At 72.2% G+C, this 10,735-nt stretch carries 7 protein-coding genes; 5 read left to right on the forward strand and 2 right to left on the reverse strand.

All coding sequences use genetic code 11. The features are described from left to right. Positions 1 to 98 precede the first annotated feature (98 nt). Positions 99 to 608 (forward strand): GNAT family N-acetyltransferase, encoded by a 510-nt coding sequence (locus tag ABIA35_RS47850; protein WP_370362445.1) that lies wholly within the window; start codon positions 99 to 101, stop codon positions 606 to 608. A gap of 88 nt (positions 609 to 696) precedes the next feature. Here ABIA35_RS47850 and ABIA35_RS47855 read toward each other — a convergent pair whose 3' ends face one another. Further along, entirely contained in the window at positions 697 to 1,443 is a 747-nt protein-coding gene (locus tag ABIA35_RS47855) for an NAD-dependent epimerase/dehydratase family protein (protein ID WP_370362446.1), read from the reverse strand. A gap of 125 nt (positions 1,444 to 1,568) precedes the next feature. Here ABIA35_RS47855 and ABIA35_RS47860 point away from each other — a divergent pair, with 125 nt between their 5' ends. From ABIA35_RS47860 to ABIA35_RS47870, 3 genes are read left to right on the forward strand one after another with little or no spacing between them, the layout of a single operon-like run. After that, positions 1,569 to 2,075, forward strand: coding sequence for a methylated-DNA--[protein]-cysteine S-methyltransferase (locus tag ABIA35_RS47860; RefSeq protein ID WP_370362450.1), 507 nt, complete (start codon positions 1,569 to 1,571; stop codon positions 2,073 to 2,075). Positions 2,076 to 2,116: 41 nt separating this feature from the next. Further along, positions 2,117 to 2,881 (forward strand): 2OG-Fe(II) oxygenase, encoded by a 765-nt coding sequence (locus ABIA35_RS47865; protein ID WP_370362447.1) that lies wholly within the window; start codon positions 2,117 to 2,119, stop codon positions 2,879 to 2,881. Continuing rightward, entirely contained in the window at positions 2,878 to 3,150 is a 273-nt protein-coding gene (locus ABIA35_RS47870; protein WP_370334646.1) for an Ada metal-binding domain-containing protein, read from the forward strand. Before ABIA35_RS47865 ends, ABIA35_RS47870 begins: the two co-directional genes overlap by 4 nt. Here ABIA35_RS47870 and ABIA35_RS47875 read toward each other — a convergent pair. Further along, positions 3,147 to 4,016 (reverse strand): N-acetyltransferase family protein, encoded by an 870-nt coding sequence (locus ABIA35_RS47875; RefSeq protein ID WP_370362448.1) that lies wholly within the window; start codon positions 4,014 to 4,016, stop codon positions 3,147 to 3,149. The genes ABIA35_RS47870 and ABIA35_RS47875 overlap by 4 nt on opposite strands. 387 nt (positions 4,017 to 4,403) lie before the next feature. Between ABIA35_RS47875 and ABIA35_RS47880 the strand changes: the two genes are divergently transcribed. After that, positions 4,404 to 9,923 carry a carboxyl transferase domain-containing protein gene (locus tag ABIA35_RS47880; RefSeq protein WP_370362449.1) on the forward strand — a complete coding sequence of 1,840 codons (5,520 nt, stop codon included), beginning with the start codon at positions 4,404 to 4,406 and terminating at the stop codon, positions 9,921 to 9,923. Positions 9,924 to 10,735 lie beyond the last annotated feature (812 nt).

The raw sequence follows: 10,735 nt of genomic DNA on the forward strand, positions 1-10,735 counted from the left end.
GCTCGGACGCTTCGCGGCGTCCGGGCGGGGCTTTCTGCTGCGCGCCCGCCGTTCAAGAGTTGTCAGTGCTGTCAGTGCTCGGCCGTACCGTGGTGACCATGACCGCCGCCGACACTCCCCCGCTGACCCTCGTCCCCTGGTCGGACGCCGCTTTCGAGGTGCTCCAGAAGTCGAACACGCCGGAGATGACCGAGCATCTCGGCGGCCCGGAGAGCCCGGAGAAGCTCGCCGACCGGCATCGGCGCTACCTCGATCCGGACGAGAACGGGACCATGTTCCTGATCGTGCTGCCCGACGGCGCGGTGGCCGGCTCGACCGGCTTCTGGGACCACGAGTGGGCCGGCGAGCCCGCCTACGAGACCGGATACGCGATCCTGCCGGAGTTCCAGGGACGCGGCCTGGCGGTCGCCGCGTCGCTCGCGGTCGCCGAGGCGGCGCGCGCCGACGGACGGCACCGGTGGCTGTACGCGTTCCCGTCGGTCGAGCACGCGGCGTCGAACGCGGTGTGCCGCAAGGCGGGGTTCGAGCTCTTGGAGGAGTCGGAGTTCGAGTATCCGAAGGGGCACTTCCTCCGCTCGAACGTGTGGAGGTTCGACTTGGAGAAGTGATCTCTTCAGCGCACTGTCAGCTCACAGCCAGCGCACTGTCAGCGCCGCGCGACGCCTCCGAGCCTGTCGCGAACGCTGTGCTGTCGCGCTACCGGCGCCGCGCGACCCACCCGAGGCCGTCGCGCGCCTTCTCCGTGCTCCAGCCCCGCCCCGAATCGTCGGCGCCGACGATGTGGAACACCTCGTAACCGCCGCCGTCGCGCACCACGGCGGCCGAGACCGCGGCGGACAGGTCGGAGGCCGCCAGCGCCGGAACCAGGCTGCCGTCGGCGCGGCGGATCTCGACCGGCTCCTCGACGACCGGCAGCGCCCAGCGCGGCCAGACCTCGTCCGGCGTTGGGAAGGCCAGCCGCAGGACCGTGACCGCCATGCCGTGGGTGTCGGCGGCGATCCGGCCGACCTGCTCGGCCAGGCGCTTGGTGACGCCGTAGACGTTCGCGGCGTCCGGCTCGCTGTCCTCGTCCACGTCCCGCTCCAGCAGCCGGGACTCGTCGAACACCGACAGGCTGCCGATCAGCACCGCACGCCGCACGCCAGCGACGTGAGCGGCCTCCAGCGCCGCGTACACCGAGGCCACGTTCACCTCGAACGCGCTCGCCGTGTCGGGGTGCGGCCAGTCGGTCTGGGAGCGGCGGCCCATCGCGGCGTGCACCACGGCGTCCATACCGTCCAGCGCGGCGGCCAGGGCCTGCGGATCGGTCGCGCTGCCGACGACGTGGTCGTGATCCCCCTGCGGCGGCACCAGATCCAGGACGCGGACCTCGTGATCCGCGGCCAGGCCGGCGAGCATCAGGGTGCCGACATAGCCCGAGCCGCCGATCAGCAGGATGCGCATTCGCCGTACGGTAGCAGGCAGGTACCGGGTACTCACCGGGTTTGCGCCCGGCTGCCCACCGACGCCGTGTCCGAATCCCGCCAGTACCGACCGGTCATCCGGCACAGACTGGACGCATGGATGAGATCACCGTCTACACCGAGATCGAGAGCCCCGTCGGACCGCTGCTGCTGGTCGGCGTGAAGAACCGGGACGGCGGCCTGCGTCTGGCGTCGCTGTCCATGGCCGGCCAGCGCACCGCGCCGGAGATCGGCGCGAGCTGGAACGCCGACACCGCGGCGTTCGCCGAGGTTGTCCGGCAGCTGCGGGAGTACTTCGCCGGCACCCGGACCGAGTTCGAGCTCGACTACGCGGTCGCCGGCAGCGACTTCCAACGCCGGATCTGGGACGCCCTCGACACGATCCCGCACGGCACGACCAGCACCTACGGCGCCCTGGCCGCCCACCTCGGCCTGCCGCGCGACCGGGTACAGGCGCTCGGCGCGGCGATCGGCGCGAACCCGCTGCTGATCGTGCGGCCCTGCCACCGCGTCGTCGGCGCCGACGGGTCGATGCGCGGCTACGCCGGGGGCGTGGAGCGCAAGCAATGGCTGTTGGCCGCCGAAGGTGCGATCGCGCCGCTGCTGGTCTGACGCCGGCACCGGAAGAATGCAAAGAAAGTAAGGACCCTGCCATGCCCACCCTCACCGCACCCGCCGGCACCTCCGCACCGGCCGCCTCCGCCGCTTCCGCCGACACCACCGCCACCCTGGCCGCCGCCGACTGGCCGTCGATCGCCACCGAGCTCGACGCCTACGGCTGCGCCCCCACCCCGCAACTGCTCACCCCGCAGCAGTGCGGCACCATCGCAGCCCTCTACGACCGTCCCGAACTCTTCCGCACCACCGTCGACATGGCGCGCCACCGCTTCGGCTCGGGTCAGTACCGGTACTTCACCCACGACCTGCCCGCCCCGGTCGCCGACCTGCGCCGTGCGCTGTGGCCGTATCTGCTGCCGATCGCCCGCGACTGGGCCGAGCGGCTGGGACGGCCCGCGCCGTGGCCCGACGAGCTGGAGGAGTGGCTGGAGCGCTGCCACGCCGCCGGCCAGGCCCGCTCGGCGCAGATCCTGCTGCGCTACGGTCCCGGCGACTGGAACGCGCTGCACCGCGACGTGTTCGGGGACATGCTCTTCCCGCTCCAGGCGGTCATCGGCCTGGACGCGTACGGCACCGACTACACCGGCGGCGAGTTCCTGCTCGTCGAGCAGCGTCCGCGCGCCCAATCGCGCGGTACCGCGACGCCGCTCCCGCAAGGCCACGCGCTGATCTTCACCACGCGCGACCGACCGGTGCGTTCCTCGCGCGGGTGGTCGATCGGGCCGGTGCGGCACGGCGTCAGCACCGTGCGCTCCGGACGGCGGCACGCGCTGGGCCTGGTGTTCCACGACGCCGCATGAGTGCGGCGCGCACCTGGACCCTGCTCGGAGCGGACGGCCGGACCTACCCGAGCCCGGCTCCCGGCACCCTCGGCGGCCATCGCCGGCTGCGCATCTACGGCCGTCTGGACTGTCCTTCGGCACTGCGTCACATCGCCGAGGGCCACTACACGGCGCACCGGGTCTTCTTCGCCGACGAGAACACGGCCGTCGCCGCCGGGTATCGGCCTTGCGCGCGCTGCCTGCCCGACCGGTACCGCGCGTGGCGGCTGGCCCAGGGCCGGGGTTAGGCCTCCCGGTGCATATCGCGGATCTCCGGCCGCGCCTCGAACCCGGCGGCCTTGTACGTCGCGACGCCCGCGACGTTCGAACTGGCCGTGGCCACGATCGCGCTCGATGATCCCAGCTTCTGCAACGCCGCCGCGGCAGCCTCGGTGATGGCCTTCCCATACCCGCGCCCGCGATGGTCCCGGTGCACCCCCATCGGCTCCACCAGCCCCGGCTTGCCGGGACCGGCCGACCAGACGGTCACCGCCGCCACCGCCGCGCTTCGGTCGTCGTAGGCGATCAGGCACCGCGCGTCGGCATACATCTCGCCGGCCGCCATCGCCTGCCAGTGCTCCTGGCTGAACGTCGAGTTCTCGAACGCCGCCCGCTGCACCGCGACCCGCTCGGCCACCCGCTCGGCCCCGACCACCTCGATGCGCAGCTCCGACTCCTTCACCGGCTCGCCGCGCAGATCGCGGCGCAACGGCGTCCACGGCTCGTCACCGCACCACCCGTGCTCGGCCAGCATCTGCTGCAGCAGCGCGTCCATCGGCGCCTCGATGTTCGCCGCCCCGGGGGTGAGCACGTCCCGCTCGGGATCCGCGACGTCCGCGACCACCCGCCGCGCCAACTCCTCATCCTGCCGCGCGTCCGGCGCGATCGTCATCCGCAGCAACCCGGGCCCGTCCAGCAACCCCACGGCCAGGATCCGCCCATCCCGACTCCAGGTCCGCACCGCCGCCGCCGTGGTGTCCGCGCCGAAACGCCAGAACCAGCCCAGATCCCCCGGATGCAGCTGCATGGGAGCGCCCTCGTCCTGCCAGTCCCGCAGCGCACCCACCGCCGCGCTCAGCCCCGCGCCGTCCGGCGTGCCCAGTGTGATCGCCATGTCCTGATCACACACCAGGGCGGCCGAGGCCGCATCCGGTTCGACGCCTCAGGCCCCGCCAGGCCGCGGACCCTGATGCTGGGCGGCTTCCAGCCAATCCCGCCTCGAACAAACACAGCAACACCGCATAAAGCCCCCACCCCGCCACCGGCGTAACGTCGGAAGCATGACCGCCGGATCCGTAATCCCCGCGCCACCGACCGGAACCCTACCGGCCGGTAGCCCGTCCCCCACCTCACGCTCCACGGAGCCCCACTCCGGTTGCACTACACTCCGACCAGTCACAACCAGCTCGTCCGGCCGACACCAACGACTGCGCGGGGAAACCGGCCAGCCCATACCCGGTCGAACGACTGGTGCCTTGGAATAGAGGAAGGGCTCCGCGCGGTGTTCAGTCGTGTCGCCATCGTCAACCGGGGTGAGGCCGCTATGCGGCTCATCCACGCGGTCCGGGAGCTGAGCGCGCAGAGCGCGACGCCGATCGAGACCGTCGCCCTGCACACCGACGTGGACCGCGACGCCACTTTCGTCCGCGAGGCCGACATCGCCTACGACCTCGGCCCGGCCGCGAACCGGCCGTACCTGGACCTGAAGCTGCTGGAGCGGGCGCTGCTGGAGTGCGGCGCGGACGCGGCCTGGGTGGGCTGGGGCTTCGTCGCCGAGGATCCGGCCTTCGCAGAACTCTGCGACCGGATCGGCGTCACCTTCATCGGTCCGGACGCCGAGGCCATGCGGCAGCTCGGCGACAAGATCGGCGCGAAGCTGATCGCCGAGGAGGTCGGCGTGCCGGTGGCGCCGTGGAGCCGGGGCGCGGTGGAGACGCTGGAGGCCGCGATCGAGGCGGCCGGGCGGATCGGCTACCCCCTGATGCTCAAGGCCACCGCCGGCGGCGGCGGGCGCGGGATCCGCGTCATCACCGACGAGTCCGAGCTCGTCGACGCCTACGAGCGCACCAGCCAGGAGGCGGCGCGCGCCTTCGGCTCCGGCATCGTCTTCCTGGAGCGCCTGGTCACCGGCGCCCGGCACGTCGAGGTGCAGGTCATCGCCGACGGCCAGGGCACCGCGTGGGCCCTGGGCGTGCGCGACTGCTCGGTGCAGCGGCGCAACCAGAAGGTGATCGAGGAGTCGGCCTCGCCGGTGCTGGCCCCCGAGCAGGCCGCGGAGCTGAAGTCCTCGGCCGAGCGCCTGGCGGTCCGGGTCGGCTACCGGGGCGCGGCGACGGTGGAGTTCCTCTACCACCCCGGCGACAAGCAGTTCGCCTTCCTGGAGGTCAACACCCGCCTTCAGGTCGAGCACCCGATCACCGAGCTGACCACCGGCTTCGACCTGGTCAAGGCCCAGCTGCACGTGGCGGGCGGCGGCAAGTTGGAGGGCCGCCCGCCGGCCGAGCGCGGCCACGCCATCGAGGCCCGGCTGAACGCCGAGGACCCCGACCGCGACTTCGCCCCCTCCCCCGGCCGCATCGCGCGCCTGGACCTGCCGGCCGGCCCGGGCATCCGGGTGGACACCGGAGTGTCCGAGGGCGACACCATCCCGGCCGACTTCGACTCGATGATCGCGAAGATCATCGCCTACGGCCGGGACCGCGACGAGGCCCTGGGCCGGCTGCGCCGGGCGATGGCCGACACCTCCGTGGTCATCGAGGGCGGCACCACCAACAAGAGCTTCGTGCTGGACCTGCTGGACCAGCCGGAGGTCATCGACGCCTCGGCCGACACCGGCTGGATCGACCGGGTCCGCGGCGAGGGCCGTCTGGTCTCGCACCGCAACGCCGCCGTCGCGCTGGCCGCCGCCGCGATCGACGCCTACGAGGACGAGGAGCGCGTCGAGCGCGCCCGGCTGCTGTCCACCGCCTCCGGCGGGCGTCCGCAGGTGCAGCACGAGTCCGGCCGGCCGCTGGACCTGAAGCTGCGCGGCGTGGGCTACCGGGTCCGGGTGGCGCGCGTGGGCGCGCAGCGCTTCCGCGTCGGGATAGAGGCCGGCGACGGCCACGGCGCGCAGTCCCAGACTTTGACACAGACACAGACCGCCGACGTCGAGCTGGACCGCTTCGACCGGCACACCGGCCAGATCCTGGTCAACGGCGAGCGCTTCCGGCTGCTGACCGCCACCCACGGCTCGGTGCACCAGGTCGAGGTGGACGGCGTCACCCACCGCGTCAGCCGCGACGAGGGCGGCGTGGTCCGCTCCCCGGCCCCGGCGCTGGTGATCGCCACGCCGCTGGAGGTCGGCGCGGAGGTCGAGGCCGGCGCCCCGGTGGTCGTGCTGGAGAGCATGAAGATGGAGACGGTGCTGCGCGCGCCGTTCAAGGCCCGGCTCAAGGAGCTGGCGGTCAGCGTCGGGAGCCAGGTCGAGACCGGTGCCCCGCTGCTGCGGCTGGAGCAGATCGTCGAGGAGGACGCCGACGAGGCCGCCGCCGCAGCCGCGCAGGCCTCCGAGGCCGTCGAGCTGGACCTGCCCGAAGCCCCCACCGAGGTCCCCGTCCGCACCCGCGTGGCGCAGGGCCGCGAGGACCTTCGCAGCCTGCTGCTGGGCTTCGACGTGGACCCGCACGACGAGGACCGCATCCTGGGCGGCTACCTGGAGGCCCGCGACGCGGCCGTCGAGCAGAACCTGCGGCCGCTGGCCGGCGAGCTGAGCCTGATCGAGGTCTTCGCCGACCTGGCCGACCTGGGCCGCAACCGCCCGGCGGCCGGGGTCGCCGTCGGCACCGACGAGGGCAACGGCGAGAGCCAGCTGCACAGCGCGCACGAATACTTCCACACCTACCTGCAGAGCCTGGACGTGGAGCGCGCCGGCCTGCCGGAGTCCTTCCAGGCCGCCCTGGGCAAGGCCCTGGCGCACTACGGCGTCACCGACCTTGAGCGCTCGCCGGAGCTGGAAGCGGCGGTGTTCCGCATCTTCCTGGCCCGTCAGCGCTCTGCCACGGACGCCGCCGTGGTCGCCACGCTGCTGCGCGCCTGGCTGCGCGAGCTGCCGCCGGACGAGCTGCTGCGCGAGCCCGCGGGCCTGGCGCTGGAGCGGCTGATCGCGGCCACGCAGGTGCGCTTCCCGAACGTCGCGGACCTGGCGCGCGGCGTGGTCTACGCCTGGTTCGGCCAGCCGCTGCTGCGCCGCAACCGGGCCCGGGTCTACGCCGGCATCCGCAAGCACCTGCGCCACCTGGACGAGAACCCGCAGGCCGAGGACCGCGCCGAGCGCATCGCCGAGATGGTGCGCAGCACCGAGCCGCTGGTGCGCCTGCTGGGCCAGCGCCTGGTCCACGCCGACCTGGACAACTCGGCGCTGCTGGAGGTCCTGACCCGGCGCTACTACGGCAACAAGGGCCTGACCGGCGTCCGGACCGCCGAGGTCGGCGGGACCCCGTTCGTGGTCGCCGAGCGCGACGGCTCGCAGCTGGTGTCGGCGGCGGTGCCGTTCGACCGGCTCGGGGACGCCCTGGACGGCCTGGCCGACCTGGCCGGCTCGGCCGGCGCCCTGGACGCCGACGTCTACCTGCTGTGGGAGAACCAGCCGGACACCGACGAGGCGGCCACCGAGCTGCAGCGCGTGATCAGCGCGCACCCGCTGCCGCAGCAGGTGCGCCGGGTGACCGCGACGGTGGCCGGCCGGCGCAACGCCGTGATGCACCACCACTTCACCTTCCGGCGCTCCACCACCGGGATGACCGAGGAGCGGCTGATCCGGGGCCTGCACCCGTACATCGCCGAGCGGATGCAGCTGGAGCGGCTGAACAAGTTCGACCTGACGCGCCTGCCGTCCTCCGACGAGGACGTGTACCTGTACCAGTGCGTGGCCCGGGAGAACCCGGCCGACGACCGCCTGGTCGCCTTCACGCAGGTGCGCGACCTGACCGAGCTGCGCGAGCACGACGGCCGGCTGGTGGCGCTGCCCACGGCCGAGGACGCGATCGCGGCGTGCGTGGACTCCATCCGGCGCGCGCAGCTGCGGCGGCCCTCGAACAAGCGGTTCAGCACCAACCGCGTCGTCGTCTACCTGTGGCCGGTCTCCGACATCAAGCGCTCGGAGCTGTTCCTGATCGCGCAGCGCATCCTGCCCTCGACGGTCGGCGCGGGCCTGGAGGAGATCGAGCTGATCGGCCGCCAGCGCTCCTGGAAGACCGGCGAGCTGATCAAGATCGCGGTCCGGGTCCGCTTCGACAGCGACGGCGGCCCCTCGCTGTCCGTCGGCGAGCCCACCCTGGACCCGATCGAGCCGCTGGACGACTACCGCCTGAAGGTGCTGCGCGCGGCCAGCCGCGGCACGGTGTACCCGTACGAGCTCGTCGACTCCCTGGGCGAGTTCGCCGAGCACGACCTGAACGACGAGCACCAGCTGGTCCCGGTCGAGCGGCCCAAGGGCCGCAACACCGCGGCGATGGTGGCCGGCGTCATCAGCACCAAGACGCGCCGCCACCGGCAGGGCGTCACGCGCGTGCTGCTGCTGGGCGACCCGACGAAGTCGCTGGGCGCGCTGTCCGAGCCGGAGTGCCGCCGGGTGATCGCCGCCCTGGACCTCGCGGAGCAGATGAAGGTTCCGGTGGAGTGGTACGCGCTGTCCTCCGGCGCCCGCATCTCGATGCAGTCGGGTACCGAGAACATGGACTGGGTGGCCGCTGCTTTGAAGCGGATCGTGGAGTTCACCCAGGACGGCGGCGAGATCAACGTCGTGGTCAACGGCATCAACGTCGGCGCGCAGCCGTACTGGAACGCCGAGGCCACGATGCTGATGCACACGCGCGGCGTGCTGGTCATGACTCCGGACTCTGCGATGGTGCTGACCGGCAAGCAGGCGTTGGACTTCTCCGGCGGCGTCTCGGCCGAGGACAACTTCGGCATCGGCGGCTACGACCGCGTCATGGGCCCGAACGGCCAGGCGCAGTACTGGGCCCCGAGCCTGTCCGCCGCGCGCGATGTGCTGATGTCGCACTACGACCACACCTACATCGCCCCCGGCGAGACCTCCCCGCGCCGCGCCGGCACGGACGACCCCTACGACCGCGACGTCTCGAGCTTCCCGCACACCTTCGCGGGCTCGGACTTCACCACGGTCGGCGAGATCTTCAGCGCCGCGGCGAACCCGGACCGCAAGAAGGCGTTCGACATCAGGACCGTGATGCGCGCCCTGTCCGACCAGGACCACCCGGTCCTGGAGCGCTGGGCCGGCATGGCGGGGGCGGAGACCTCGGTGGTGCAGGACGTGCACCTGGGAGGCCTGCCGGTCTGCCTGGTCGGCATCGAGTCCCGGGCCGTGCCGCGCCGGGGCTTCCCGCCCACCGACGGCCCGGACACGTACACCGCCGGCACGCTGTTCCCGCAGTCCTCCAAGAAGGTGGCGCGCGCCATCAACTCGGCGAGCGGGAACCGGCCGCTGGTGGTGCTGGCGAACCTGTCAGGGTTCGACGGCTCCCCGGAGTCGATGCGCAAGCTGCAGCTGGAATACGGCGCCGAGATCGGGCGCGCGATCGTGAACTTCCAAGGCCCGATCGTGTTCTGCGTCATCTCGCGCTACCACGGCGGCGCCTTCGTGGTCTTCTCCAAGGCCCTCAACCCGAACATGACGGTCCTGGCCCTGGAAGGCTCCTACGCGTCGGTCCTCGGCGGCGCCCCGGCAGCGGCGGTGGTGTTCGCCGGCGACGTGAACTCCCGCACCGCCAACGACCCGCGCATCCGCGACCTGGAAGCCCGCGTCACCGCCGCATCCGGCACCGACCGCGCGGCCCTGGCCGCCGAACTCGACGAACTCCGCACCTCGGTCCGCGCCGAGAAGCTCGGCGAGGTCGCCACCGAGTTCGACCGCGTGCACAGCATCCAGCGCGCGGTCCAGGTCGGCTCCGTGGACGAGGTGATCAAGGCCGCCGAGCTGCGCCCGAAGATCATCGCTTCGATCGAGTCCCGGCTGGGGTAAGAGTACTGATGAGGTGGCGGTGGTCTCGGCGGCCGCCGCCGCCTCTTTGGTTTCCGGCGGCAATTCCCGCTGGCCTGACGGCGACTTATGTGTGGGTGGGTGTGGCTGGTTGCGGTTTGTTCGTGGGCTGACAGTCACAGGCGTTTCTTGACGGCTTCGCGCATGGTTTTGCGGGATCCGTTGGTGGCGCGGGTCGGGGGTGCCGCTGGTTTCGCGGGGCGGTGGTGGTGTGGGCAGGTGGGCGGCTCTACTGCGACAGTCAAGGGCAAGAGCCACAGTCAAGAGCTGAAGAGCGCCTCCGGCGGCGCCTGCGCGGCGAGCGGCCTCGCTCCGGGGAGTGGGGGCCGCGCTGTTGGGCGGCGGTCGTTGCTTGTGGTCGCCTGTGTCCCGGATTCCCCGCCGCTTCAGCGCCCGGAGGGAACCATCCCGGCCTGGGCGGTATCAAGCCGGATCACTGTTGCTGGCCACCGGTTCCGTCCGGCTGGACACCACCCAGGCCGGGCTGGTTGTGCAAGCACCGCCGAAGCGACGGGGAATCCGGGACAACCCCGCCCGTGGGAACGGTTCCCGCACCACACGCACACACCACCCGGCCGCCGCTGTACCTCACCGAGTGGACCCCGTCCACACCACAGGCGGGTTTGTCCCGGATTCCCCGTCGCTTCGGCGGGCGTAGCCAAGCAGGCCGGGCCGGTGGTGTCAAGTCGCTGATACCCAGCCACCAGCTGGGCGATCCGACTTGATACCACCGGACCGGTCTGCTTCCGTAAGGCGACGATGCGACGGGGAATCCGGGACAGAGGCGACCACAA

It is taken from the genome of Catenulispora sp. MAP12-49 (assembly GCF_041262705.1).
Classification (GTDB): Bacteria; Actinomycetota; Actinomycetes; order Streptomycetales; family Catenulisporaceae; genus Catenulispora.